The organism is Pseudomonas sp. KBN12P06040 (assembly GCF_037574965.1).
GTDB lineage: Bacteria > Pseudomonadota > Gammaproteobacteria > Pseudomonadales > Pseudomonadaceae > Pseudomonas > Pseudomonas aeruginosa.
Window position 1 is genome coordinate 2,991,106 of sequence record NZ_JBBELS010000001.1, and the last position, 23,899, is coordinate 3,015,004.

At 68.9% G+C, this 23,899-nt stretch carries 24 protein-coding genes and 1 pseudogene; 5 read left to right on the forward strand and 20 right to left on the reverse strand.

The window, feature by feature from the left end; translation table 11 throughout:
• Positions 1–6 precede the first annotated feature (6 nt).
• The 6 genes from VQ067_RS14120 to VQ067_RS14145 are packed head-to-tail and all read right to left on the reverse strand — an operon-like array spanning position 7 to position 5,393.
• The gene (locus VQ067_RS14120; protein WP_004349797.1) at positions 7–642 is read right to left on the reverse strand and encodes a hypothetical protein; all 636 of its coding nucleotides are present in this window, start codon (positions 640–642) and stop codon (positions 7–9) included.
• Positions 629–2,173: a M48 family metallopeptidase gene (locus VQ067_RS14125; RefSeq protein ID WP_033991570.1), complete on the reverse strand. Its 1,545-nt coding sequence runs from the start codon at positions 2,171–2,173 to the stop codon at positions 629–631. The genes VQ067_RS14120 and VQ067_RS14125 overlap by 14 nt, the downstream gene beginning before the upstream one ends.
• Entirely contained in the window at positions 2,174–2,836 is a 663-nt protein-coding gene (locus VQ067_RS14130; RefSeq protein WP_003089328.1) for a hypothetical protein, read from the reverse strand.
• Complete coding sequence (locus tag VQ067_RS14135; RefSeq protein ID WP_014603818.1) at positions 2,833–3,504, reverse strand: hypothetical protein; 672 nt, start codon at positions 3,502–3,504, stop codon at positions 2,833–2,835. Before VQ067_RS14135 ends, VQ067_RS14130 begins: the two co-directional genes overlap by 4 nt.
• On the reverse strand, positions 3,501–4,958 hold the full coding sequence (locus VQ067_RS14140; RefSeq protein WP_033991571.1) for a M48 family metalloprotease: 1,458 nt from the start codon (positions 4,956–4,958) through the stop codon (positions 3,501–3,503). The genes VQ067_RS14135 and VQ067_RS14140 overlap by 4 nt, the downstream gene beginning before the upstream one ends.
• Before the next feature lie 6 nt (positions 4,959–4,964).
• On the reverse strand, positions 4,965–5,393 hold the full coding sequence (locus tag VQ067_RS14145) for a hypothetical protein (protein ID WP_019484378.1): 429 nt from the start codon (positions 5,391–5,393) through the stop codon (positions 4,965–4,967).
• Between the two features lie 287 nt (positions 5,394–5,680).
• Here VQ067_RS14145 and VQ067_RS14150 point away from each other — a divergent pair, with 287 nt between their 5' ends.
• On the forward strand, positions 5,681–6,535 hold the full coding sequence (locus VQ067_RS14150) for an AraC family transcriptional regulator (protein WP_340080960.1): 855 nt from the start codon (positions 5,681–5,683) through the stop codon (positions 6,533–6,535).
• A gap of 12 nt (positions 6,536–6,547) precedes the next feature.
• On the opposite strand, the gene arsH is transcribed toward VQ067_RS14150, so the two are convergent.
• From arsH to VQ067_RS14175, 5 genes are all read right to left on the reverse strand, one after another.
• A complete protein-coding gene (arsH, locus tag VQ067_RS14155; protein ID WP_033991572.1) occupies positions 6,548–7,240 on the reverse strand; it encodes an arsenical resistance protein ArsH in 693 nt (230 codons plus the stop codon).
• Positions 7,241–7,251: 11 nt separating this feature from the next.
• Entirely contained in the window at positions 7,252–7,722 is a 471-nt protein-coding gene (locus tag VQ067_RS14160) for an arsenate reductase ArsC (RefSeq protein ID WP_003112098.1), read from the reverse strand.
• Between the two features lie 31 nt (positions 7,723–7,753).
• Positions 7,754–9,037: an arsenic transporter gene (locus tag VQ067_RS14165; protein WP_003089314.1), complete on the reverse strand. Its 1,284-nt coding sequence runs from the start codon at positions 9,035–9,037 to the stop codon at positions 7,754–7,756.
• 13 nt (positions 9,038–9,050) lie between these two features.
• Complete coding sequence (locus tag VQ067_RS14170; RefSeq protein ID WP_033959024.1) at positions 9,051–9,401, reverse strand: metalloregulator ArsR/SmtB family transcription factor; 351 nt, start codon at positions 9,399–9,401, stop codon at positions 9,051–9,053.
• 78 nt (positions 9,402–9,479) lie between these two features.
• On the reverse strand, positions 9,480–10,370 hold the full coding sequence (locus VQ067_RS14175) for an AraC family transcriptional regulator (protein WP_003110753.1): 891 nt from the start codon (positions 10,368–10,370) through the stop codon (positions 9,480–9,482).
• Positions 10,371–10,578: 208 nt separating this feature from the next.
• Here VQ067_RS14175 and VQ067_RS14180 point away from each other — a divergent pair, with 208 nt between their 5' ends.
• Complete coding sequence (locus VQ067_RS14180) at positions 10,579–11,640, forward strand: NAD(P)-dependent alcohol dehydrogenase (protein WP_023097611.1); 1,062 nt, start codon at positions 10,579–10,581, stop codon at positions 11,638–11,640.
• Positions 11,641–11,664: 24 nt separating this feature from the next.
• Here VQ067_RS14180 and pumA read toward each other — a convergent pair whose 3' ends face one another.
• Positions 11,665–12,042 carry a monooxygenase PumA gene (pumA, locus tag VQ067_RS14185; protein WP_033959030.1) on the reverse strand — a complete coding sequence of 126 codons (378 nt, stop codon included), beginning with the start codon at positions 12,040–12,042 and terminating at the stop codon, positions 11,665–11,667.
• 77 nt (positions 12,043–12,119) lie between these two features.
• On the opposite strand from pumA, the gene soxR reads away from it, so the two are divergent.
• Entirely contained in the window at positions 12,120–12,590 is a 471-nt protein-coding gene (soxR, locus tag VQ067_RS14190; protein ID WP_003089301.1) for a redox-sensitive transcriptional activator SoxR, read from the forward strand.
• A 7-nt stretch (positions 12,591–12,597) separates the two neighbouring features.
• On the opposite strand, the gene VQ067_RS14195 is transcribed toward soxR, so the two are convergent.
• The 3 genes and pseudogenes from VQ067_RS14195 to VQ067_RS14205 form a co-directional block, all read right to left on the reverse strand.
• Entirely contained in the window at positions 12,598–14,295 is a 1,698-nt protein-coding gene (locus VQ067_RS14195) for a peptidoglycan D,D-transpeptidase FtsI family protein (protein WP_003110751.1), read from the reverse strand.
• Positions 14,296–14,416: 121 nt separating this feature from the next.
• Positions 14,417–14,932, reverse strand: a complete 516-nt coding sequence (locus VQ067_RS14200) for a GNAT family N-acetyltransferase (RefSeq protein WP_003089295.1) — start codon at positions 14,930–14,932, stop codon at positions 14,417–14,419.
• 10 nt (positions 14,933–14,942) lie between these two features.
• Positions 14,943–15,434 (reverse strand): annotated as a pseudogene (locus tag VQ067_RS14205) (TetR/AcrR family transcriptional regulator); the annotation flags it as partial.
• Between the two features lie 146 nt (positions 15,435–15,580).
• On the opposite strand from VQ067_RS14205, the gene VQ067_RS14210 reads away from it, so the two are divergent.
• Positions 15,581–16,786 carry an MFS transporter gene (locus tag VQ067_RS14210; protein WP_019484372.1) on the forward strand — a complete coding sequence of 402 codons (1,206 nt, stop codon included), beginning with the start codon at positions 15,581–15,583 and terminating at the stop codon, positions 16,784–16,786.
• Here VQ067_RS14210 and VQ067_RS14215 read toward each other — a convergent pair.
• A complete protein-coding gene (locus VQ067_RS14215; protein ID WP_033959032.1) occupies positions 16,750–17,820 on the reverse strand; it encodes a CTP synthase C-terminal region-related (seleno)protein in 1,071 nt (356 codons plus the stop codon). The genes VQ067_RS14210 and VQ067_RS14215 overlap by 37 nt on opposite strands.
• A gap of 86 nt (positions 17,821–17,906) precedes the next feature.
• Between VQ067_RS14215 and VQ067_RS14220 the strand changes: the two genes are divergently transcribed.
• A complete protein-coding gene (locus VQ067_RS14220) occupies positions 17,907–18,803 on the forward strand; it encodes a LysR family transcriptional regulator (RefSeq protein ID WP_023091794.1) in 897 nt (298 codons plus the stop codon).
• A gap of 99 nt (positions 18,804–18,902) precedes the next feature.
• Here the strand turns inward: VQ067_RS14220 and VQ067_RS14225 are convergent, their stop codons facing one another.
• From VQ067_RS14225 to VQ067_RS14240, 4 genes are all read right to left on the reverse strand, one after another.
• A complete protein-coding gene (locus tag VQ067_RS14225) occupies positions 18,903–20,222 on the reverse strand; it encodes a cytochrome c (RefSeq protein ID WP_023091795.1) in 1,320 nt (439 codons plus the stop codon).
• Between the two features lie 11 nt (positions 20,223–20,233).
• The gene (locus tag VQ067_RS14230; RefSeq protein WP_019484369.1) at positions 20,234–22,009 is read right to left on the reverse strand and encodes a GMC family oxidoreductase; all 1,776 of its coding nucleotides are present in this window, start codon (positions 22,007–22,009) and stop codon (positions 20,234–20,236) included.
• A 2-nt stretch (positions 22,010–22,011) separates the two neighbouring features.
• Positions 22,012–22,728 carry a gluconate 2-dehydrogenase subunit 3 family protein gene (locus VQ067_RS14235; RefSeq protein WP_003110746.1) on the reverse strand — a complete coding sequence of 239 codons (717 nt, stop codon included), beginning with the start codon at positions 22,726–22,728 and terminating at the stop codon, positions 22,012–22,014.
• Positions 22,729–22,895: 167 nt separating this feature from the next.
• Positions 22,896–23,882: a 2-hydroxyacid dehydrogenase gene (locus tag VQ067_RS14240; RefSeq protein ID WP_034019751.1), complete on the reverse strand. Its 987-nt coding sequence runs from the start codon at positions 23,880–23,882 to the stop codon at positions 22,896–22,898.
• Positions 23,883–23,899 lie beyond the last annotated feature (17 nt).

The window sequence follows — 23,899 nt, forward strand, 5'->3', positions numbered from 1 at the left end:
CTCGCTTCAGGCCCCGCTGCCGTCGCTCCCGGGCGCGCGATGATGTTGCAGGGCGCGCTGGCGATGGCCGGCGAGGATGTACCGGTAGATCAGTCGGGCGAGCGACTCCAGCTCCATTTCCTGGCCGTCCAGCGCGGCGCCGCATAGCGCCAGCTTGACCCGCTTGCCGCCGGCCACCGCACGGGCTTCGGGGCGGGCGAAAGCCCGCGGGTCGAAACGGGCATGGCTGTCGAAGCGCGGTGCCGTGCAATCGAAGGTGGTCGCGAAGGTGAGTTCCAACCAGCGCCCGCGCTCGATCTCCAGCGACTGGAAGGTGTACATCGGCACCTGCGGCGCGTTGGCGAAGGCGATGCTCTCCGGGGTCAGGGTGAGCGCGACCTGGCCGTGGCGCCGGTAGAGGAACACGCCCGCCAGGCAGGCGTACAGGCCGCCGCCCAGCAGCAGCGCGGCTGGCAGCCAGAACAGCCATTGGCCACTGGCCAGGCGCCAGGCGTGGGGCAGCGAAGCGAGCCAGAGACCGGTGGCGCCAGCCACCAGGCCAGCGAGCAGGGCAACGCAGGCGGTGCCCCGCGAGACCTCGCGGATCTCGCAGCGGGCTTCCAGCGGCGGCAGTTCGTCGAGGGTTTCGTCAGTTTCTTGCATGGGGATTCTCACAGGTCTTGCCGAGCAGGTCGGCGCTGAGCGCTCGGCTCAACGCCAGGGGGGCGCCGAACCAGACGCTCAGCGCCTGGCTCGGCGGTCGTGTCGGAACGGCCCGGCCGGCGGTCCCGGCCCAGGTGCGTTCGAAGCTCTCTCCCAGCGCCGTGCAGCGCAGGCCCAGCGGAGGGTGGGTATCCTGCGGATGGACCTGGAGTCCCTCCGCCCCGGGGTCCGGTGCTTCCAGGCCGGACTGGCCCAGGTAGACGTGGATGGCGTCCACCAGGTTGTCCGGCGCGCGCGCCGGAGCGAGCAGGCAGTGTTCGAGGAACGCCCGTATCGGCGCGCCGGCCGCCGCGCTGCGCAGCAGGGCCGAGGCCATCGCCGGCGCACCGGCCAGTTGTGCGGCGCGGCGGTCGGCGGCGAATTCGCGCAGGCGGCTCCAGTGGTTCACGGCGAGGCCGAAACGTTCGAGGAAGTACCCGGCCAACAGTCGCGCCGGTTCCAGTGCCGCACGTTCGAAGACGTTGGCCTCCTGCTCCTCGATGGCGGCCAGTTGGCTCGCGGCGCCCTGGTAGATCGGCAGGAAGCGCAGGCTGTAATGGGCGTCGCGGCCGGCGAAGTGGGCCAGTTCGTGAGCGATCACTGCACTCAGTTCGGCGCGGTCCAGCAGGCCCAGCAACGGTAGCGAGAGGTATAGGCTGCGTCCTTCCAGATGCTCGCCGGAAGGTTGCAGGCAGACGCGGTTGGCGGTCACGTAGAAGCCGTCGCAGAGACCTACCAACAGGTGCTGCGGGGCTGGCGTATCGAGGCGCGCCGCCAGCTCGCGCAGCAGCGTCCAGAGTTCCGGTGCATCCTCTTCGCCCAGCCGGCGGCCGATGACATCCAGGGCCGGCGCCGGGCGCAGGCGCAAGCGGCTGATCTTCGCCAGCATTTGCCACGCCGACGCCAGCAGGCCGAGCAGGATCAGCGCCACGCTCAGCTGGGTGCGTCCTTCGCTGACCGGAACCTGGCCGACCCGCCACAGCCCGAGGATCTCGAACGTTCCGGCACAGGCCAGGGCCAGGGCGAGCAGGCCGATCTGGGCGAGGAGCAGGCAGGGCAGCAGGCGTCGGCCCAGCTCGAACCACAGGAGCAGGCAGCGACGCGAGCGCAGTGCGCTGCGTGCGGCGCCGGCGATGCCGGCCAGGGAGACGGCTCCCAATACGGCGACCAGCGCCGCCAGGCAGGCTCCGCTATCGGCGAGGACGGCGGCGAAGCGATTCAGGCGCTGTGCGCTTCGTGTGTCGGCGAGTTGCTCGTCGAGCCGCGCCAGGGCCAGGTCGCGCACATAGGCCCGGCCGTCCACCCGGACGCTGGCCCTCGGCGGCAGCGCCCGCGCTTCGGCGAGCGCGCGCTCGACCCACTGCTGCGCGGCGCCCAGTCGCTCGGCCTGCTGCTCGGCGCGCCAGGACTGCCAGGCGCCGAGCCCCGCCAGCAGCGCTGGAACCAGCACCAGGCAAAGCAGCAGCCTTCGCGGATGGACCGTGCCCTTCACTCAGCCCTGGCTGCGCAGTTGTTGCAGGTAGCGCTGGGCGTGGGCGGCCTGGATGTAGGCGTCGAGGATCGCCGCCATGTCGTCGCAGTCCAGCTTCTTGCCATCGCTCTGCAGGCCGGCCGACATGATGGTGATGCGCGGGTCCTTGCCTTTGAAAGCCATGGCCTGGGAGGCGAACACCTGGCGTACGGCGCGATGGGTCGGCAGCGGCGTTTCGGGCCGCAGGTGGAGGGTCTGGGTGGTTTGCAGCATGTCGGCCTTGACGCTGAAATCGATGACGTCGGCCAGCTCGACCGGAGCCGACAGGCTGTCGGCCCAGAGCTGGGTACGGGTCAGGCGCATGAAGGGGGTCTTGCCGGAGTTGCGATGCTGGTAGCCGAGGAACAGCCCGAACAGGCCGAGCAGCAAGCCGACGACGCCGACCCCCGGCTTGCCCTGGGAGAACCACATGCCGGTCATGATGAAGGGCACGATGCTCAGCAGCGGACCCAGCACCACGTACTTGCGGGTATTGGTGAACTCGGTGGCCGGGGGTACGTTGGCGATCACCCGCTCCAGGTGGGCGATGACCTCGGCGGTCTTCGCCTGGTTCAGCTCTTCGTGTTCGGCACCGAGGGTTTCGGCGAGGTTGGAGACGAGGTCCCGGGGTTCCTGGTTGCTCATGGAAATATCCTTGGAGTTGGGAGTGAAGAGGAAGCACTGGGCGGGATCTCGCCCAGTTGGCGGAGCCGGGCCTGGGCGCGGGCGATGTCCAGGTAGAGGTCGATGACCTCCGCGGCTTCCAGTAGTGACAGGTTGCGACCGTTGAGGCGCCAGCCGGGGGACAGCAGGCGAACCTGTGGGCCGTCCCGGCATTCGCTGACGGCACGCGCGGCGAACGGGTCGAGCGGGCGCGTGGATGGCGCCGGTAGTGCCTTGCCGTGCAGTTCGAGGACTATCGCGGAGAACCAGACTCCGTCCTCCAGGCGCAGGTCGGCGACCTCCAGCAGGTCCAGCGGCGCCGACAGGCTGCGGGCGCGCAGGCGCCCCTGGCCGAGGACGAGGAACGGCGCGTTCCTGGCGTTGCGCTGCAGGCAGGCCAGGCACATGAGGAGGGCGGCCGCCGCCAGCAGGCACAGCGCCGCCGCCTCATGCCCGGGACCGGGGTGGTCGCGCAAGGTCCAGGCGCCGCCGAGCAGCAGCAGGCCGAGCAGGGCGGACAGCGGCGCCGCGCCACGGGCGGCGCCGATGCTTATCCGGTTGGGGACGCTGGCGACGAAGCGCCGCAACCGCGTGGCTTCGTCGTCCCTTGCTCCGGCGGGGCAGGGTGCTTGCGCGCCCGGCGGGATCATCGGCTTTCCCCGTGGCCTGCATCGAGCAGGCGGTTGAGCCACTGCGTGTCGTCGGCGCTGACGATGCGCCTTGCCTGCCGCAGCAGGTCGTCGTCGAGCGCGAGGGAAAGGTCCGCGATCCGCTGGTAGGTCGGCGGGTGACTGTCGAAGGGGTGTTCCAGGCGGCGCGCGCTGTCCTGTTCGTCCAGTTCCAGGGAGTTCCCGCGCAGATGGTCGGTCAGCGCATGCACCAGGTTGCGCGTCTGCGGGCTGGCCAGCAGGCGTTCGATCAGTCCTGCCAGGGCGCAGGTGCGTAGCAGCGCGATGGCGAAGACCCGCGCGCCGGCTACCCGCGCCCCGACCTTGTCGGCGGCCAGTTCCTGGCGGCGATTCCAGTGCAGGTAGGCGCGCTCGAAGCGTTCGAGGAAGTACAGCGCGGCCCACAGGCCCGGCTTGCCGAGCAGGCCGACACGCCCATCCTCGGGGGCGGCGATGCGTTCGATGCGCAGGCGCACCTGCCGCTGCAGGAGCGACAGGGAGGCGCCGTGGGCGGTGTCGCCGGCGGCGAAGTGGCCCAGTTCGTGGCCGATGATCGCGGCGCTTTCGGCCTCGCTCATGACCGTGGCGTAGGTCAGCGGGATGTACAGGGTGCGCCCCTCCAGCGGAATGCCGCGGGGCGCCAGCAGGACCTTGGCCTGGGTGACGAAGTAGCAGTGCTCGATGCCGGTGACGACATGGTCCGGTAGCGGCGCTCCGGCGCGGTCGGCGATCTGTCCCAGCCATTGCCAGAGGCCGGGCGCGGCGACCCGGTCGAGTTCGCGGCCGAGCAGGTGGAGCACCGGTTCCTCCAGCGGCAGCAGTTCGCCGCGCAGGCGCCGCAGCATGAGCAGGCCGCCGAGGAACAGCAGCCACAGCGGCAGCGAGAAGAGCAGGGCGACGAAACCGTGACTGTGCCAGTGGCTGTAGCTCCACAGCGCTTCGTAGAGCAACTGGCTGGCCAGGGCGGCGACCAGCAGGCCGGCGTGCAACGGGACCAGTCGACCGAGGTGCCGCCAGGCCGGCGCGAGGTGGCCGAGCAGGTAGGCTTGCGAGCGCATCGAGCGGCGCCCGTCGTATTCCAGTTTCGCCAGCAAGGCGGCCGCGACCAGCGCCGACGCCAGCGCGCAGAGCTTGCCTATAGCGGCCAGCCAGCCGCGCAGAGCCAGCCAAGGATGGTCGCGGCGGATGACCTCGGCGTCTTCGGCGAACTGGTGAAGATGACCTTCGACGCCATAGGCCGGACGGAACAGGTGACGGGGAATGGCGCCGGCGGCGTCCGGGTCGTTGCGCGCCGAGGCGCTCCAGTCGCGCATGAACTGTTCGTCGCGCAGGGTCGAGTCGACCCGGAAGGCCTGCACGGCGGACCAGGCGTAGAGCGCCAGGGGAATCAGGAAGAGGAACGCGAGCAGCCTTACCCGCAGCGTATCGTGGCTCATCCGCGTTTATTTCTGCTCGAGGTAGTCGGTCAGGAATGCCTGGGGCTCGCCTGCGGATGACAGCGACTCGCTATAGGCGACCTGCCGCGTCTGCTGTTCGCCGGGCAGGTAGAGCTCGCCCCAGCCGTCGCGCACGATCAGGATCACATACTTGCTGCCGTTCAGTTCGGTGGAGTAGCGACTGTCCCTGGCGCTCTTTTCCACCTTTACCTTGTGGATCAGGCGGTCCCAGTCGTGGTCCAGTCCTTCGACCTGCAACAGCGCTTCGCCGGCCGCCGCTTCGCCGATACGCAGGGTCCAGACCTTGAGCCCCTGCTGGCCCTGGTAGGCCACCACCTTGTCGGCGACTGGCGGCCGCGCCTGTTCGGCCTGCGCCGCGCAGGATCCCCACGCCAGCGCGCCCATCAGCAGCGCCGCAGTCCACTTTGCTATCATTCTCGCCCCCTTTGGCAACGCGATGTAAAAGGGGCGCATCTATTAATACAGGCGCGAGCCACGAACAACCGAGGCGGCCGCCGCTCACAGGAAAAGCGTCGTCGCCCACAGGTTCGGTTCGATCAGCGCACGGAACCATCCTGGAAAGCCGCTGCCTGAACCGGTTCAGATGGTTGCGTCCCACCGATACCTACGCCATGGAAAGCTGGAATCCTTACCACGACACGGAGCTCTATTTCGACGCTCCTTCGCCCCTGTGCCAGTCGCAGATACTCGACGCGCGCGAAATGCTCGGCAGCGCCACCGGTCACTACCAGGCGCGGACGGTGCGCCCGTCGATGCAGTATTTCGATAGCGACCTGAGCTTCACCGAGCCGCTGCGAACCCACAAGGTGCTGCCGGAAGGCCTGTGCATCGTGCAGATGTTCGACGGCCAGTGGCGGCACAGCGTCGACGGCGGCGAGCCTTATCTGTACAACCTGGGCGGTCCTTCGGTGCTGGGCACCGGCGAGCCGATGGAGGCCTTCGATATCCTGCCGGCGGGCAGCCGCGTGCGCCTGGGCGGGCTGCGGATCGCCGCCAGCTATCTGGAAGAGGAACTGGAAACCGGCGATGGCGCCCTGCGGCCGCTGGCGCGGCTGAAGGGCGACGGCGCGAGCTTCACCCAGTTGTCCCGTTGCGGCGCCATCACCGCCCTGTTCGAGCGCCTCTACCAGAATCCATACCGCGGCGCCCTCGGACGCCTGCACGAAGAGAGCCTGACCTTGGGCCTGCTGGTGGAGCTGGCCGCCTACCTGGGTGGCGCGGACCTTCGTCGCGCGCGCACCCCACGCGCCCAGCGCGACCTGGCCCACGAAGCGCGCCGCCTGCTGGAGGCGAACCTTGGTGAGCCGCCGGCCAGCCTCGAACTGGCGCGCCAACTGGGGGTCGGCGAAACCACCTTGCGGCGGATTTTCAAGAACGAGTTCGGTCGCTCGATGTTGCAGTACGTCCGCGACCGGCGTCTCGAGATCGGCCGGCAGATGGTCCGCGAGGGTCGCTGGCAGATCGCGCAGATCGCCTACCGCCTGGGCTACTCCAGTCCGGAAAACTTCACCCATGCCTACCGCGCGCGCTTCGGCCATCCGCCGGGGCGCGAGTGAGGCGGACGCGGCTCAGAGCGAACGCTGGTCGACCCGCGCGGAAAGCTGCTCGGCGCTTTCCTTGCGCTCCGAATAGCGGTTCACCAGGAACTCCGTGCGCTCGCGCAGGAGCAGGGTGAACTTGAACAACTCCTCCATCACGTCGACCACCCGGTCGTAGTAGGGCGATGGCTTCATCCGGCCCGCTTCGTCGAACTCCAGGTAGGCCTTGGGAACCGAGGACTGGTTGGGGATGGTGAACATGCGCATCCAGCGACCCAGCACGCGCAACTGGTTGACCACGTTGAACGACTGCGAGCCGCCGCAGACCTGCATCAGCGCCAGGGTCTTGCCCTGGGTCGGGCGCACCGCCCCGAGTGCCAGGGGAATCCAGTCGATCTGCGCCTTGAATACCGCGGACAGCGCACCGTGGCGCTCGGGCGAGCACCAGACCTGGCCTTCCGACCACTGCACCAGGTCGCGCAACTCGCGGACCTTGGGATGCTCCACCGGTGCATCATCGGGCAATGGCAGCCCGGAAGGGTCGAAAATCCGCGTTTCGGCACCGAAGCGTTCGAGCAGGCGTGCGGCCTCCAGCACCAGCAGGCGGCTGAAGGAGCGCTCGCGGGTCGAGCCGTAGAGCAGGAGGATGCGCGGCCTGTGCCCGGAGACGGGGGGCGGGTCGCCGAGCAGCGCGGGATCGAGGTTGGGTAGTTGTTCGGACATGCTTCCTCCGGTCAGAGCGAGCCGATGCGCTCCAGCTCACGCTTGAGCTGGTCGCGATCCAGGGTAGCGAAGGGCAGGCCGAGGAAGGCTCGGCAACGCTGTTCGATGCGTGCCAGGGTGGCGTGGAACGCCGCATCCCGCAGGGCTTCGTCGCCATCCAGGGCGGAGGGATCGGCCAGGCCCCAATGGGCCTTCAGCGCTGCGCCGAGATACAGCGGGCAGGCTTCCCCCGCGGCGGCGTCGCAAACGGTGATGACGATGTCCGGCGGTGCGCCTTCGAAGGCTTCGCTGCCCTTGCTGTACAGGCCGTGGGTGGCGATGCCGGCCTGTTCGAGGGTCGCCAGGCTGCGCGGATGCACCCGCCCGCTGGGCTGGCTGCCGGCGCTGCATGCCTCGAAACCCGGCGGGGCCAGGTGGTTGAACATGGCTTCGGAAAGAATGCTGCGGCAACTGTTGGCCGTGCACATGAACAGGACTCGCATGGGATGCTCCTGCCGCCGTCGCCGGCGGCCGTCAGATGGCCAGGCGCAGGGCCAGGGCCGAAAGGGTCGCCAGCAGGACCGGCAGGGTCAGCAGGGCGCCGACCCTGAAGTAGTAGCCCCAGGTGATGCGCATGCCTTTGCGCGCCAGCACGTGCAGCCAGAGCAGCGTCGCCAGGCTGCCGATAGGGGTGATCTTCGGACCCAGGTCGCAGCCGATGACGTTGGCGTAGATCATCGCTTCGCGCACCGCGCCGGCGGTGTCGCTGGCCTGGATCGACAGGGCGCCGAGCAGCACGCTGGGCATGTTGTTCATTACCGACGAGAGGGCGGCGGAAAGCAGTCCGGTACCCAGCGCGGCCGCCCATACGCCGTGCTCGGCCAGGCGGTTCAGGAGCTGCGCCAGGAGGTCGGTGAGACCGGCGTTCTTCAGGCCGTAGACCACCAGGTACATGCCCAGCGAGAAGACCACGATCTGCCAGGGCGCTTCGCGCAGCACCCGCCGGGTCGAGATCACCCGCCCGCGCCCGGCCACCGCCAGCAGCAGCGCCGCACAGGTCGCGGCCACCGCGCTGACGGGGACGCCCAGCGGCTCCAGGGCGAACAGCCCGGCGAGCAGGACCAGCAGCATCCAGCCACCGACGACGAAGGTCGCGCGGTCGCGGATCGCCGCCCGCGGCGGCTTCAATTGCTCCAGCGCATAGACCGGCGGCAGGTCGCGGCGGAAATAGAGGAACAGCACCAGCAGGGAGGTCGCGACGCTCACCAGGTTTACCGGCAGCATGACCGCGGCGTACTCGCCGAAGCCGAGCCCGAAGTAGTCGGCCGAGACGATGTTCACCAGGTTCGAGACCACCAGCGGCAGGCTGGCGCTGTCGGCGATGAAGCCCGCCGCCATGACGAAGGCCAGGGTCGCCGCCGGGCTGAAGCGCAGGGCCAGCAGCATCGACATCACGATGGGCGTGAGGATCAGCGCCGCGCCGTCGTTGGCGAACAGCGCCGAGACCGCCGCGCCGAGCAGCACGCAGAAGGCGAACAGGCGCCGGCCGTCGCCGCCCGCCCAGCGCGCGACGTGCAGCGCGGCCCATTCGAAGAAGCCGGCCTCGTCCAGCAGCAGGCTGATGACGATCACCGCGATGAAGGTGGCGGTGGCATTCCAGACGATGTTCCAGACGGTCGGGATGTCGCCCGGCGCGACGCTGCCCAGCGCCAGGGCGAGCAGGGCACCGATGCTGGCGCTCCAGCCGATGCCGAGGCCCCTGGGCTGCCAGATGACCAGGACCAGGGTGAACAGGAAGATGGCGAAGGCGATCAGCATGGGGCGGCTCGCGCTATTGGCAGCAGGCGGAGGCGCGCTGCGGGCGGCCGTCCATGTCGCGCAGGCGCGCGGCGTCGGCTTGCAGCCAGTCGCCGTTGGCCCGCAGGGTCACTTGCAGGACTTCGTGGATCCAGGCCGGCAGCGCAGGGTTCAGGCGGTAATACACCCACTGGCCCTGGCGACGGTCGAGGAGCAGCCCGGAACTGCGCAACTGGGCCAGGTGGCGGCTGATCTTCGGCTGGCTGTCGGCGAGGGCGCACATCAGTTCGCAGACGCACAATTCGCCCTGGTCGACGATCAGCAGGGTGGCGCGAACGCGCGTCTCGTCGGCCAGGCACTTGAACACTTCGGCGGGGCTGGGCATCGCTGGGCCTTCCTGAATATATGGAAAGCCGAATATACGGACATCCGTATGTATTGCAAGCGCCCCCGCTCCCGCCGGCTAGCGGCGGGCGGCCTGGACTTCCTCGCTCGGCGTGCGCCCGAAGTAGCGCTTGAACTCGCGGCTGAACTGCGAGGGGCTCTCGTAGCCGACCTGGTTGGCGGCGGTACTGGCGTTCAGCCCGTCCTGCACCATCAGGCTCCAGGCCTTGTACAGGCGCACGCTCTTCAGGTACTGGAGGGGCGAGGTGAAGGTCATCGCCTTGAAGTTGTGGTGGAAGGTCGACACGCTCATGTTCGCCTCGCGAGCCAGGGTGTCGATGTCCAGCGCACTGGCGTAGTCGGTGTGGATGCGCCGTAGGGCCCTGGCCATGCGCCCGTAGCCGCTGTGCCGGCCGGCCACCGCACGCAGGGCGTTGCCCTGCTCGCTGCGCAGGGCGCGGAAGATGATCTCGCGGACCAGTTGCGGGCCGAGGATATGGCTGTCCAGCGGGCTCTGCAGGCAGCGCAGCAGGCGCATCACCGCATCGGCCATCCCCGCGTCCAGCGGTACCGAAGCCATCGGCGCGCTGGGCGCCAGTTCGTTGTCGTCGTCGCTGCCGGGAGCCTCTTCCATCTGTAGCAGCAGTTCCTTCAAGGTGCCGATTTCCACGTCGACGCTCACTCCCAGCAAGGGCTCGGCGGCGGAGGCGTGGGTTTCGCATTCGAACGGCAGGGGCACCGACATCACCAGGTAGCGTTCGGCGTCGTAGCGGTAGGTTTCGCCACCGAGGAAACCGATCTTCTGGCCCTGGGCGAGGATGCAGATGCGCGGCTCGTAGAACACCGGGCTGCGCGGATAGGCCTGTTCGGCGCGCATCAGGCGGACGCCGGGGATGCGGGTGGCGTCGAAACCCGGTTCGCCTTGCAGGGTGGTGATCAGCGACGCCATGTCGGTGGAAGTAGTGCTCATGCCTTGGCTGTTTCTCCAGGAGGGGAGGCAAACGTAGCAACCCCGCGCGCGCCTGGGCAGTGGCGGGACGCAACATCGGCACGAATGGGCAAGGCTTCGACAGGAATGGACATTCTGCGGCGGCGCCCATCCGGCGAACAATTGCCCCCCGAACGGACCGCCGCCAGCAGGTCGTCGCGGCCCGCCATCCTGCGAAGAGGACACACCGATGACCCTACAGATCCGCGGCTACGCCGCCCAGTCCGCCAGCGCCCCGCTGGCCGCCCATCGCTTCGAACGCCGCGCGCCGCGCGCCGACGACCTGGTGATCGACATCCTCTACTGCGGCGTCTGCCACTCGGACCTCCATCAGGCGCGCAACGAATGGCACAACAGCCTGTACCCGCTGGTGCCGGGCCACGAGATCATCGGCCGGGTCGCCAGCGTCGGCGAGGCGGTGAGCGGTTTCGCGGTCGGCGAACTGGTCGGCGTCGGCTGCATGGTCGACTCCTGCCGGCACTGCGCCGCCTGCGCCGAGGGCCTGGAGCAGTATTGCGCGGAATACCCGACCCTGACCTACAACGGCCGCGACCGCCACGACGGCCTGCCGACCTTCGGCGGCTACTCGGAGCGCATCGTGGTCTCCTCCAGGTTCGTCCTGCGCATTCCCCAGGGGCTCGACCCGAAGGCGGCGGCGCCGCTGCTGTGCGCCGGGATCACGTCCTACTCGCCACTGCGTCACTGGAAGATCGGCCCCGGTAGCCGGGTGGCGGTGGTCGGCCTGGGCGGCCTCGGTCACATGGGCCTGAAGTTCGCCAGGGCGCTCGGTGCCGAGGTGGCCCTGTTCACCCGCTCGCCGGGCAAGGAGGAGGAAGCGCGGCGGCTCGGCGCCGACCAGGTGATCCTTTCCACCGACCCACAGCGGATGGCTGCCGTCGCCGGACGCTTCGACCTGATCCTGGACACCGTGCCGCACCAGCACGACCTCAATCCCTATCTGGCGACCCTCAAGCGCGACGGCACCCTCGTACTGGTCGGCCTGCTCGAGCCGCTGGAGCCGGCGGTGCACGGTGCGCAACTGGTGATGGGACGCCGCTCGATCGCCGGCTCGGCCATCGGCGGCATCGCCGAGACCCAGGAAATGCTGGATTTCTGCGCGGCCCACGGGATCGCCTGCGACATCGAGATGATCGAGATCCAGCAGATCAACCAGGCCTACGAGCGGATGCTGGCCAGCGACGTGAAGTATCGCTTCGTGATCGACATGGCCTCCCTGCAGAAGTCCTTCTGAGACGGGCCGTCGGCGCCGGCGGGCTCAGCAGCCCTCGGCGTCGACCAGGAAGGTCTCGAAACGCACGCTTTTCGCCCCCAGCCGCCAGACGCCCGCGCTCAGCGGGCCTGGCGCGTCCTCCCGGGCTTGCCAGGCGCGTTCGCAGTCCTCGCGTGAACGCCAGCAGGTGTAGTTCAGCACGTGCTGGCCGTCCTCGCTGGGGTGCAGGCTGGCGGACAGGTAGCCCGGGCAGTTCCTGAAGCAGCGTTCCAGGCGTTGCAGGTGCGCGTTCTGTTCCAGCGCCAGCGACAACTGGCTGGCGGGTTCCACCTCGATATCGATGAGTTGCGCGTAGCACGGCGACCGCTCGCTAGCGGCCGGGCACTGGTCGTCGGTGCAGCAGTAGGAGGAGGGGATGAGCATGGCGGGTTACTCCGGGTGACTTGTGTCGAGGGCCGGCCCAGGGTAAAACCTCAAGCAAACTTGAGGTCAAGCCAATCATGAAGAATTCCTGCGCATCCCGCGAACTGAGCGTCGGCGAACTGGCCAGGCGTGCCGGCGTGGCGGTCTCCGCCCTGCATTTCTACGAAACCAAGGGGCTGATCAGCAGCCAGCGCAACGCCGGCAACCAGCGGCGCTTCAGTCGCGAGACGCTACGCCGGGTGGTGGTGATCAAGGTCGCCCAGCGGGTCGGCATTCCCCTCGCGGAGATCGCTCGCGCCCTGCAGACCCTGCCGGCGGGGCGTAGCCCTAGCGCGGCGGACTGGGCGCGCCTGTCGGCGCAGTGGAAGGAGGATCTCACCGAGCGCATCGACAAGCTGCTGCTGTTGCGCGACCAACTGGACGGCTGCATCGGTTGCGGCTGCCTGTCGCTCCAGGCCTGCCCGTTGCGCAACCCCGGCGACCAGCTTTCCGCCGAGGGGCCGGGAGCGCACTGGCTGGACGCCGAGGGCCGCGAGCACGACGGCTAGGCAGCGGTCAGCCGTGGTGCTGGCGGTCGGCGACGGCCGGGCTGTCCTGCAGGTTGTCCGGCGGGATCGCCAGGGCGCGTAGCGATCCGGCCATGATGTCGCTGAAGGTGGGCGCCGAGACCAGGCCGCCGAAGTAGCCGATCCTGGTCGGCGAATCGATCATCACCGCCAGCACCAGTTGCGGGTCGGACGCCGGCGCCATGCCGACGAACAGCGAACGGTAGGACTTGTCCGCGTAGCCCCGGCCCGAGGCCTTGCGCGCGGTGCCGCTCTTGCCCGCCACGTGGTAGCCCGGCACGCGGGCGCGGACCACGCCCTTCGGGTCTTCCACCACGGTTTGCAGCATCGCCCGGATGCGCCGTGCGATCTGCGGGTCCATCGCCTGGCGCACCTGGTTCTGCGGGTTGTCGCGGAGCAGGCTGAGCGGCACCAGCTTGCCGTCGTTGGCGAACACCGAGTAGGCCTGGGCCAGCTCGGCGGTGTTCACCGCCAGGCTGTAGCCGAACGACATGCTGGCGGTGGCGATGTTCGACCATTTCTCGTGGAACGGCAGGTAGCCCGGGTTCTCGCCGGGGAAGCCCAGCGACAGCGGCGCGCCGAAACCGACCCGGCCGAGCTGTTCGAGGATCGGCTTGGGTCCGATCTGCAGGGCGACCTTGCTCATGCCGATGTTCGAGGAGTTGATCAGCACTCCGGTCATGGTCAGTACGTCGCGCCGGGCGACGTCGTGGATGGTGTGCCCGTCGATGGTCATCCAGCCCGGTGCCACGCTGACTTGGCTGTTCTCGTCGAACTTGCCGGAGGCCAGCGCCGCCGACATGCTGAACGGCTTGATCACCGAGCCCGGCTCGAAGGTATCGGTGAGGGTGCGGTTGCGCATGAAGGCCGGGGCGAAGCTGGCGCGGTTGTTCGGGTTGTAGGAGGGGAAGTTGGCCATCGCCAGGATCTGCCCGCTCTTCGGGTTCACCAGGACCGCCGAGCCGGAGTGCGCGCCGAACTTGAGCACGGCCTTTTCCAGCGCCTTGTAGGCGATGAACTGTAGTCGCAGGTCGATGCTCAGGGCCACGTCCTGGCTGGCCTTGGGCGTCTTCAGCACCTTGATGCTGTTGACCAGCGAGCCGCGCGGGTTGATCGCCACCTCGCGTACCCCGTCCTTGCCGCTCAGCCAGTCGTTGAAGCCCAGTTCGGTGCCTTCCTGGCCGCGGCCGTCGATGTTGACCAGGCCGATCAACTGCGCGGTCAGCTCGGAACTGGGGTAGAAACGCTTGTATTCCTTGATCTGGTGTACCCCCGTTATGCCCAGGGCCATCACCTCGCTGGCCTCGATCGGCGACAGGCCGCGCTCGAGGTAGAGGAAGCGCTTGTTCGGGTTGGCCTGGAGCTGGGCCAGCAGCGGCGCCGCGGGGCGGTGCAGGGCGCCGGCCAGGCGCGGCACCTCGTCGAGGTGGGCGGCCATTTCCCTGGGGTTGCACCAGATCGACGCGACTTCGGTGGATACCGCCAGCGGCTCGCCGTTGCGGTCGGTGATCATGCCGCGGGTGACCGGGATCGGCAGGTCGCGGATCGAGCGAAGGTCGCCCTGGTCGGCGAGGAATTCGTGGTCGTGGACCTGGAGATAGACCAACCGTCCGGAGACGGCCAGGGAGGCGAGGACGAACAGGGTGACGACAAGGATGAAGCGGTAGTTTCGGCGTTGACTGCTCATGCAAGGGCACACTGGGGAAGAGGGAGAGCGGAAGCCCGTCCGGGGCAGTGCTGAAACATCCTGTTGCAGTTGGCAACTGTACCGTCACCCGCCACCCGCCGGTCAAGCCCTTTGCCGCCGTCTAGAGCACCAGGCGCATCGCGCAGCGGCTGTCGGCGGCGAAGCCGATCTCCTGCTCGTGGCCGAGGATCGCGCGCAAGCGCTCGCCGGCTTCCTGCCAGGTCAGCCGCTGGAAGCCCAGGCGTGCGTAGAACGGCGCGTTCCAGGGCACGTCGCAGAAGGTCGTCAGGGTCAGCGCCCGGCAGTGGCTGGCGTGGGCGTAGGTCACCGCGCGCTCCAGCAGGCGGCGGCCCAGGCCCTGTTGCTGGTGGGCCTGGGCGATGGACAACTCGGCGATGTGCAGCTCGTCGGCGCAGCGTTCGGCGGCGAGGAAACCGACCGGCTGGCCATCGGCGTCTTCCGCCAGCCAGTGGCTGCCGCGCTCGATCAGGCGGCGATGGAAGTCCACCCCGGCGACCCCGGCGTCGGCGATCCAGGCCAGCTCGGGCAGCAGGCGGAAGCTTTCCCCGGCTGAGCGCTCGATGGCCGGGAGCAGCGCGGCGTCCTCGTCGCGGCTGGTTCTGATGCGGTAGTCCATTGGCTTTTCACTCCATGAGCAGGCCGTCGAGCAGCACGTCCAGGGCCTCGGCGTCGGTGCGGCGGACCCGCCCGCTGTCCATCAGTTCGCGCAGTTGCCCGGTCATCGAGCTTAGGCAGCGCAGTTGGCTGGCCTCGCTGCTGGGGCTGCCGAGGATGGCCGGGGCATCGCGCAGGACGATGCGCTGGATTTCCGCTTCCAGGGCCATTTCCAGGTAGGCGCGGTTGTAGGCACGGAAGCCGCTCCAGAGGTCCTCACCGGCAGCCAGGATGGCGCCGAGGCGAAGGTTCATCTCGTCGTCGATCTGCTGCACCACCGCGGCCAGCAGGCCTTTCTTGTCGCCGAAGTGGTGATACAGCGCGCCGCGGGTGAGGCCGGCGCTGGCGGTCAGTTCGTCCATCGAGGCGCCGGCGTAGCCGTTGTCGGCGAACGCTCGGCGCGCGGCTTCGATCAGCTTGGCGCGGGTTTCCTCGATCATCTCGGCGCGAGGCTTGCGGGCCATGCGAGGTCTCCGGGTGGCGAAGGGGCTTCAGGATAATTTACATACGCTGCGTATGTCTCCATGATTTTTGACATACGTAGCGTATGTGAATTTCGTCTTCTCCCGTCGTCGCCGGTTCCGCTGGAGCCGGCCAGCCGAGGCTTTCCATGAGCAACCCCTATCTCGAACTGTTCGCCGCGCCCGGCGCCAAGGGCTTTTCAGCCGCCGGCCTGCTGGCGCGGATGCCCCTGTCGATGACCGGCCTGGGCATCGTCACCATGCTTTCCCAGGTGCATGCCGACTACTGGCTGGCCGGTACCGTGGCGGCCACCTTCGTGTTCTGCAATGCCTTGCTCGCGCCGCAGGTATCGCGCCTGGTGGACCGCTTCGGCCAGGGCCGGGTGCTGCTCCCGGCCGCGCTGGCCAGCGCCCTGGCGATGAGCGCGCTGTTGCTGTGTACGCACTATCGAGCGCCGAATGCCTGGCTCTACCTGTTCGCCTTGCTCGCCGGGGCGATGCCGAGCATGCCGGCCATGGTGCGGGCGCGCTGGACCGAGCTGTACCGGGGCTCGCCGAAGCTGCACACGGCGTTTTCCTTCGAATCGGTGATGGACGAGGTGTGCTACATCATCGGGCCGGTGCTGGCGGTGAGCCTCAGCGTCGGCTGGTTCGCCGAGGCGGGGCCGCTGCTGGCGACGCTGTTCCTGGTCGCCGGGGTGAGCCTGTTCAGCCTGCAACGCGGCACCGAACCGCCGCTGCATGCCCATCCGCGGCGCCGCGCCGGCAGCGCGCTGGCCTATCCGGCGGTACGCGTGCTGGCGCTGGTGCTGGCCGCCATCGGGGTGATCTTCGGCGCGGTGGAAGTGGTCAGCGTGGCCTTCGCCGAGGCGCACGGCAACAAGGCTGCGGCAAGCCTGGTGTTGTCGGTCTATGCCGTCGGCTCATGTCTCGCGGGATTGCTGTTCGGGCTGCTGCGCTGGCGCCTGGCGCTTTCCCGGCAACTGCTCTGCATGGTTACGCTGATGGCCCTGAGCCTGATGCCGCTGCTAGGGGTGGAGAGCATCCTCGCGCTTGCCCTGACCGTGCTGGTGGCCGGTTTCAGCGTGGCGCCGACGATGATCCTGGCCATGGGCCTGGTCGAGCGTGCGGTGGACCCGGCACGCCTCACCGAAGGCCTGACCTGGGCCATCACCGGGCTGGGCATCGGCATGGCCCTGGGCTCGGCGCTGGCCGGCTGGGTGGTGGAGGGCTACGGCGCCGCCAGCGGTTTCCTCGTCGCGGTTGGCGCCGGCTGGCTGGCCTGGCTGCTGGCCCTGGCCTGCTTCCGGGTGCTGGCTCAGGACGAGGCCGGAGACTGCGTGGTGTCCGGCTGAGCCGGGAAGGCGTATTCGCGTTCGACCCGGGCGATCCGCGCGCTGAAACCGGCGTACCAGTCGCGCCGGCCGCGCGCCTGGGCGTCGCGGTGCTCCGCGTGGCGGCTCCAGGCACGGATCGCCGCCTCGCTGTCCCAGTAGGAGACGGTGATGCCGAAACCGTCGGTGCCGCGGACCGACTCCACGCCGAGATAGCCCGGCTGGCGGCTGGCCAGTTCCAGCATGCGCTCGGCCGCTTCGGCGTAGCCGTCGTCGACGGCGCTGCGATGGGAGCTGAAGATCACTGCGTAATAAGGTGTCGGGCCGCGCCGGGGGCGGTCGCGGCGCTGCGTCCGGCACGCCTCGACGAATGCCTTCGGCAGTGGCGGCAGGACGCCGGCCAGGGCTGCCCGCTCGGGTTGGAACAGGGTGGCGACGAAGAACGGATGCTGTTCCAGCTCCACCGCGCGGATCGCTCCGTCGGCGCTCCAGGCGCTGGCCCGCAGTGCGCCGCCGGTAAGTTCCGCGGCGAAGCGCGGGGCGATTGCGTAGCGGCAATGGTAGTCCGCCTCGATCCAGTCGGCGGCATACGCCAGGGCCAGGCGCGAGCCGCGCAGCAGGCGGACTTCCTCGCGGGCTTCGAGCAGAGCGCAGGGCAGGGCGGCGATCACCGCCTGGTCGCTGTGCGGATGCTCCTCGCCATGGGTCGCCGCCTGCCAGCCGAGGGCGTTGCGGGCGAACTCGAGGATCGTGTGCTGGAAGCCGGCGCAGGTACCGAGGAACGGCCGGCGCCGGCCCCGGGCATGGGCGATCAGGCGCAGCACCGCGTCGGCGTCGCGATAGGGGCTGCCCGGCACGCACCAGAACCCGTCATAGCGCTCCAGCGCCGGCTCGGCGGGCAGGCGGTCGCTGGCCAGCCAGTCGAATGCGATCTCCAGGCCGAGTGCCTCGCCGGCCAGGCGCAGGGCCAGGGGAATCGCCCGGTGGGCGGTGATGTGCGGGTCGTGGTCGCCGACCAGGGCAATGCGCAGCGGCGCCGCGGGAGGGGTGGACATCCGTTTTCGCTCCAGTTTCGCCACGCCGGTTGGCGGGCCCTGACGCTCACTCTATAGTTGCGTTTCCGCACTCGATATCGGCGCCAATGCAAAAGATGAATGCACCGCTGCAATATCGCCTGGACCATGCCGATCTTGCCCTGGTCCTCGCCCTGGTTCGCGGCGGTAGCCTGGCGCGGGCCGCGGAGTTGCTCAGGGTCGATGTGTCGACGGTCTTCCGAGCCATCCGCCGGTTGGAGAAGAACCTCGGCAAGGCGTTGTTCGACAAGAGCCGCAGCGGCTACCTGGCGAACCAGACCGCCCGCCGCCTGGCGCAGCAGGCGGAACTGGCGGAACAGGCGCTGGAGGCGGCGCGCATCGGCCTCGAACTGGAGCGCGAGGTGCTCAGCGGTACCGTGCGCCTGACCTGCTCCGACGCCGTCCTGCATGGCCTGCTGCTGCCGGCGCTGGCGCGCTTCATGCCTGGCTATCCGGCCCTGCAACTGGAGCTGGCGACCTCCAACGACTTTGCCAACCTCAGCCGGCGCGACGCCGACATCGCCCTGCGCATGACCCGCACGCCGCCGGAACACCTGGTCGGGCGCAACCTCGGCGAGGTGCGCTACGTGCTCTGCGCCAGCGAACGCTACCTGGAGGGCCGCGACGCGACGGAGCCCGCCATGCTGCACTGGATCGCCCCGGACGATTTCCTTCCCGACCACCCGAGCGTGGTCTGGCGTCGTCGACACTATCCTGGGGTGCTGCCGGCCTACCGCTGCAACGGCGTGCTGGCGGTCGCCGAGATGGCCCGCGCCGGCCTCGGCCTGGCGGCGATCCCCGCCTACCTGCTGCGCGACGGCGACGGCCTGCGGGTAATGGACGCCAACCTCGAGGGCTGCGCCAGCGCCCTGTGGCTGCTGACCCGTCCGGACTGCCGGGCGTTGCGCTCGGTGGTCGCGTTGTTCGACGAGCTGGGGCGGCATGTGCGCTTGGGTGATGAGTGAAGGAGGAGGGCCGTGCCCGGTACGGCGCGCTCCCGCTCCCCAACCCTCTCCCGCGAGCGGGAGAGGGGCTGGAATGGCGTTTCGCCAGAGGCCTGGCGCTCAGCCGCGATCCGCCGCGGCCGGTCCCGGCGGCGGAATGTCGCCCACCGCCGCCGCGCCGGTGTCCTTGCGCAGGCGCTTGACCTCGTCGACGCTGACGCTCGGCGCCTGGTTGCCCCAACTGGTGCGGATGAAGTTGACCACGTCGGCGATCTCCTGGTCGTTCATCCGCCAGCCGAACGGCGGCATGGTGAAGCTCGACGGTGCCTGGTGGGTGGCCGGCAGGGTGCCGCCCTTGAGCACGATGTGCACCAGGGAGGTCGGGTCGCTGCCGGTCACCACCGGGTTGCCGGCCAGGGCCGGGAAGACCCGCGCATAGCCCTTGCCGTCGGTGCGGTGGCAGGCCCCGCAGTTGTCGACGTAGAGCGCCGCGCCGGTCTTGCTGTCGTCGCCGTGGAACAGTGCCTGGGCCACGCTCTCGTCGTAGACGTGCGGCTGGTCGGAGGGGTCCGCCGGCGGCAGCGACTTGAGGTAGCGGGCGATGGCGGTGAGGTCGGCGTCGGTCATGTACTGCATGCTGTGCACCACCACGTCGGACATGCCGCCGAACACCGCGCTGCGCTCGCTGCGGCCGGTGCGCAGGAAGCTGACCAGGTCGGCTTCGCTCCAACTGCCCAGTCCGGTCCGGTGGTCGCCGCGCAGGCTCTTGGCGATCCAGTTCTCCAGCGGCGCGCTGCCGGACAGGTAGGCCGCGCCATCGCTCGCCGCCAGGGCCTTCTCCTGCATGCCCAGCCCACGCGGGGTATGGCAGGCGCCACAGTGGCCGAGGCCTTCGACCAGGTAGGCGCCGCGCGCCAGCACCGGGTCCTGCCCGGCGGCGGCCTGGAAGTCCTTCACCTCGGGAGCGAAGGTCCAGCGCCAGAATGCCAGCGGCCAGCGCATCGACAGCGGCCAGGGGATGTCGCTGGCCTTGTTGGGCTGCTCCACCGGCTCCACGCCATGCATGAAGTAGGCGTAGAGGGCGCGCATGTCCGCTTGGCTGACTCGCGCGTAGGACGGGTAGGGCATCGCCGGGTAGAGGGTGTCGCCGGATCTGGCCACGCCATGGCGCACGGCGCGGTCGAAGTCCTCGAAGCTGTAGTCGCCGATGCCGGTCTTGCGGTCCGGGGTGATGTTGGTCGAGTACACCGCGCCGATCGGCGTTTCCATCGGCAGGCCCCCGGCGAACGGCTTGCCGTCCCTGGCGGTGTGGCAGGCCACGCAATCGCCGGCGCGGGCCAGGTATTCACCCTGCCTGACCAGGGCCGGGTCCGGCGCTGCGGCGGCCTGGGCGATGCCGCAGGCGAGGGCGGAGAGGGCGAGGAAGGCTGTCGGTTTCATCGTTGCGCTCCTCATGCCTGCACCAGCGGACCGGGGTTCTTCAGGTATTGCTCGCGGATCGCCTTGGCCGACCAGTAGGCCAGCGCCGCCACCAGCCCTGTGGGGTTGTAGCCGGTGCCCTGGGGGAAGGCCGAGGCGCCCATGACGAAGACGTTGTGCACGTCCCAGCTCTGCAGGTAGCGGTTGAGCACGCTGGTCTTCGGATCGCTGCCCATGATCGCCCCGCCGAGCAGGTGGGTGGTCTGGTAGACCCGTGTATTGAAGTGGTCGCCGAAGTTCTTGACGCTCACCGAGATGGCCTTCGGGTTCATCGCCTCGGCGATCTTGCGCATGTGCTCGGTGACGTAGCGGCTCATGCGGATCTCGTTGTCCTTCCAGTCGAAGGTCATGCGCAGCAGTGGCTGGCCGTAGGCGTCCTTGTAGGTCGGGTCGAGGTCGAGGTAGTTGTCGCGGTAGGTCATGTTGCTGCCGTGGGCGTCCATCGACACGGTGTGCGTGTAGGCGTCCTTGACCGCCTGTTTCCAGCCGCTGCCCCAGCTCGGCGTGCCGGGCGGCACGGCGAGGCCGCCGATCGGCTTGGAGCCGGCCTGGTTGACCCACATCGGCGAGCCGCCGACGAAGCCCAGCGGTCCGTGGTCGAAGTTGTCGGCGTTGAAGTCGTCCACCGCCACGCCGCCGCCGCCGGTGCCGACGAAGGGGTTGGTATGCACGTCCTTGTCGAAGAACGCCTTGATGGTGGCCATGTTCTGGTAGGCGAAGTTCTTCCCCACCACGCCCTCGCCGGTGCGCGGGTCGTAGGGCTTGCCGATGCCGGAGAGCAGCAGCAGGCGCACGTTGTGGAACTGGAAGGCACTGATGATCACCAGCTTCGCCGGCTGCACGATCTCGCGCCCCTGGGCGTCGACGTAGGTCACGCCGGTGGCTTGCCTGCCGTCGCTGTCGAGGTTGACCTTGAGCACGTTGCAGTTGGCGCGCAGTTCGAACAGCGGGGTCTGGCGCAGCGCCGGCAGGATGTTCAGGTTCGGCGAGGCCTTGGAATACATGTAGCAGGCGTAGCCGCTGCAGAAGCCGCAGAAGTTGCACGGCCCCATCTGCACCCCGTAGGGGTTGGTCCAGGGCCCCGAAGCGTTGGCCGCCGGCAGGTCGTAGGGGTGCAGGCCGAGTTCCTCGGCGGCCTTGCGGAACAGTTGCGCGGAGTACACCTGGCGCAGTGCCGGCAGCGGGAAGTCGTCCGAGCGGTCGGCGGCGAACGGATTGCCCGTGCCGACCACCTGGCCCTTGACCGTATGCGCGGTGCCGGAGGTGCCGAAGACCTTCTCGGCGAAATCGAAGTGCGGTTCCAGCTCCTCGTAGCTGACCCCGTAGTCCTGGATGGTCATGCCTTCGGGGATGAATTTCTTGCCGTAGCGTTCCTCGTAGTGACTGCGCAAGCGCAGTTCCTCGGGCATGATCCGGAAATGCACGCCGGACCAGTGCAGGCCGGCGCCACCGACGCCGTCGCCGGGAAGGAAAGCGGAGAGCTGGCGGTAGGGCAGCGCGGTGTCGTTGATCCCGTGGCGGATGCTCACGGTGCTCTTGGAGAGATTCTGGAACAGCTTGCCGCGGGTGTTGTAGGTCAGCTCGTCGAGGGTGTTCGGGTAGGCGCCGTCGGGATAGGTATCGCGGTTCTCGCCGCGCTCCAGCGCCACCACGTTGAGCCCGGCCTCGGTCAGCTCCTTGGCCAGGATCGCTCCGGTCCAGCCGAAGCCGACCACCACCGCGTCCACCGGTTTGAGTGTCGTCGCCATGTTCAGCCCCTCTCGCCGGAAATCGCCACCGGCGGGAAGGGATACTTCTCGCCACGGTCGGCCCAGTCCATGAAGTCGGCGCGGGCACCGGGGAAACCGACCAGCTTCCAGCCCACCAGGCCGCGATTGCCGCCGTGCTGCGGATCGGAGAAGAAGCCTTCGTGGGTGTTTTGCAGCAACTGGCCGAAGAGCAGCTTGGCCGGCAGGTCCTGCAGGTCGATCTGGCCGGCTTCCAGGCGTTGCAGGATGTCGTCCTGCGCTGACGGCTCCAGCTCGGCGAACGGCTTGCCCTGGTTGGCCTTGCTCCAGCGTTCCAGGGCGGCGATGCCGACCCGGTAGATGTCGCGTGGCACCAGCTTCAACTGATGGCCGAACTCCGGCGCGGCGTCGGTGACGAACGGTCCCTGCATGTACCAGAGTGCGCCGTGCCCGTAGGGGGTTTCCATCTGTCGGTCGATGAACTCCGGCACCCCGGCCTCGATGGCGCCGGGGCCGTTGTCGTCGCTGGGGATCAGTCGCGCCACCGCGGCGTTGACGAAAGCCCATTCGGTGTTGGTGAAGAAGCGAGGCTGGTAGCGTTCGCGGGGTTTGTCCTGCTCGGCGGCGGGCGTCTGCATGGCATGGCCGACGCCATAGCCGGCCAGGGTCACCGCCGGGATCACGGTCAGGGTCTTGCGCAGGAAGTCGCGGCGGCCGTTGACGGCCTTGTCATCGGGCATGGTGGGGTCCTCTCTGGATCATCACGGTTTCGTCTTTCTGATAATGATTAGCAGGCTAATTATAAGTTCATGTGTCACGTTGAAAAAACGTTTCAGCAAGGATTCAGGCAGGCCAATACCGGCAAGTGAAGCAGAACGGCGCGCCGGGCGTCGGCCCGGCGCGGCCTTCAGGCGCCTCGCCGTCGCGCCCAGGCCGAAGGATTGACCAGGTTCAGCGGCCGCTCGCCGGCGAGGGCGGCCAGCAGGTTGTCCACCGCGCAGCGGGCCATGGCTTCGCGGGTTTCCTCGGTGGCCGAGCCGATGTGCGGGGTGGCCACCACGTTCGGCAGGCGCAGCAGCGGCGAGTCGGGAGACAGCGGCTCGCGCTCGAACACGTCGAGGCCGGCGGCGCGGATCCGCCGCTGGGCCAGGGCCTCGATCAGGGCCGCCTCGTCGATCACCCGGCCACGGGAGATGTTGATGAAGATCGCCTGTGGGCGCATCCGGGCGAACTGCGCGGCACCGATCAGGCCTTCGGTGGCGGCGGTCAGCGGCAGGGTCAGGCAGACGAAGTCGGATTCCTCGAGCAGCGCGTCGAGGGAGCGGTAGCTCGCTGCGTAGCGTTCTTCGACGTGGGGCTTCGGGCTATGGCTGTGGTACAGCACGCGCATGCCGAAGCCGTGGTGCCCGCGCCGGGCCAGGGCCTCGCCGATGCGGCCCATGCCGACGATACCGAGGGTCTTGCCATGCACGTCGGTACCGAACTGGGCGGCGCCGACGCTCTTCTTCCATTCCCCGGCGCGCACCCAGCCGGCCAGTTCCACTACCCGCCGGGCTGTCGCCAGGATCAGCGCGAAGCCGGTGTCGGCGGTGGTCTCGGTGAGCACGTCGGGGGTATTGCTGAGGAGGATGCCGCGGCGGTCGAGGTAGTCGATGTCATAGTTGTCGACGCCCACCGAGACGCTGGCGATGGCTTCCAGTCGCGGTGCCAGGTCGAGCAGTCCGGCCTCCAGGCGCAGGCTGGCGCCGAGCAGGCCGTGGGCCTCGGGCAGGGCGTCGCGCAAGCGGGCCAGGCCGTCGCGGCCGGGCTCCTCGACCAGGAGCACCTCGACCCGTTCGCGCAGGCGTTCCATCAGGGGCGCGGAGAGACGTTTGTAGAGAACCACTTTCTTCATCGGATGCTCCGGAGTCG

Coding starts and splice junctions, on each gene's coding strand:
- VQ067_RS14120 (WP_004349797.1), bottom strand. CDS start 642: ATGCAAGAAACTGACGAAACCCTCGACGAACTGCCGCCGCTGGAAGCC.
- VQ067_RS14130 (WP_003089328.1), bottom strand. CDS start 2,836: ATGAGCAACCAGGAACCCCGGGACCTCGTCTCCAACCTCGCCGAAACC.
- VQ067_RS14135 (WP_014603818.1), bottom strand. CDS start 3,504: ATGATCCCGCCGGGCGCGCAAGCACCCTGCCCCGCCGGAGCAAGGGAC.
- VQ067_RS14140 (WP_033991571.1), bottom strand. CDS start 4,958: ATGAGCCACGATACGCTGCGGGTAAGGCTGCTCGCGTTCCTCTTCCTG.
- VQ067_RS14145 (WP_019484378.1), bottom strand. CDS start 5,393: ATGATAGCAAAGTGGACTGCGGCGCTGCTGATGGGCGCGCTGGCGTGG.
- VQ067_RS14150 (WP_340080960.1), top strand. CDS start 5,681: ATGCTCGGCAGCGCCACCGGTCACTACCAGGCGCGGACGGTGCGCCCG.
- arsH (WP_033991572.1), bottom strand. CDS start 7,240: ATGTCCGAACAACTACCCAACCTCGATCCCGCGCTGCTCGGCGACCCG.
- VQ067_RS14160 (WP_003112098.1), bottom strand. CDS start 7,722: ATGCGAGTCCTGTTCATGTGCACGGCCAACAGTTGCCGCAGCATTCTT.
- VQ067_RS14165 (WP_003089314.1), bottom strand. CDS start 9,037: ATGCTGATCGCCTTCGCCATCTTCCTGTTCACCCTGGTCCTGGTCATC.
- VQ067_RS14170 (WP_033959024.1), bottom strand. CDS start 9,401: ATGCCCAGCCCCGCCGAAGTGTTCAAGTGCCTGGCCGACGAGACGCGC.
- VQ067_RS14175 (WP_003110753.1), bottom strand. CDS start 10,370: ATGAGCACTACTTCCACCGACATGGCGTCGCTGATCACCACCCTGCAA.
- VQ067_RS14180 (WP_023097611.1), top strand. CDS start 10,579: ATGACCCTACAGATCCGCGGCTACGCCGCCCAGTCCGCCAGCGCCCCG.
- pumA (WP_033959030.1), bottom strand. CDS start 12,042: ATGCTCATCCCCTCCTCCTACTGCTGCACCGACGACCAGTGCCCGGCC.
- soxR (WP_003089301.1), top strand. CDS start 12,120: ATGAAGAATTCCTGCGCATCCCGCGAACTGAGCGTCGGCGAACTGGCC.
- VQ067_RS14195 (WP_003110751.1), bottom strand. CDS start 14,295: ATGAGCAGTCAACGCCGAAACTACCGCTTCATCCTTGTCGTCACCCTG.
- VQ067_RS14200 (WP_003089295.1), bottom strand. CDS start 14,932: ATGGACTACCGCATCAGAACCAGCCGCGACGAGGACGCCGCGCTGCTC.
- VQ067_RS14210 (WP_019484372.1), top strand. CDS start 15,581: ATGAGCAACCCCTATCTCGAACTGTTCGCCGCGCCCGGCGCCAAGGGC.
- VQ067_RS14215 (WP_033959032.1), bottom strand. CDS start 17,820: ATGTCCACCCCTCCCGCGGCGCCGCTGCGCATTGCCCTGGTCGGCGAC.
- VQ067_RS14220 (WP_023091794.1), top strand. CDS start 17,907: ATGCAAAAGATGAATGCACCGCTGCAATATCGCCTGGACCATGCCGAT.
- VQ067_RS14225 (WP_023091795.1), bottom strand. CDS start 20,222: ATGAAACCGACAGCCTTCCTCGCCCTCTCCGCCCTCGCCTGCGGCATC.
- VQ067_RS14230 (WP_019484369.1), bottom strand. CDS start 22,009: ATGGCGACGACACTCAAACCGGTGGACGCGGTGGTGGTCGGCTTCGGC.
- VQ067_RS14235 (WP_003110746.1), bottom strand. CDS start 22,728: ATGCCCGATGACAAGGCCGTCAACGGCCGCCGCGACTTCCTGCGCAAG.
- VQ067_RS14240 (WP_034019751.1), bottom strand. CDS start 23,882: ATGAAGAAAGTGGTTCTCTACAAACGTCTCTCCGCGCCCCTGATGGAA.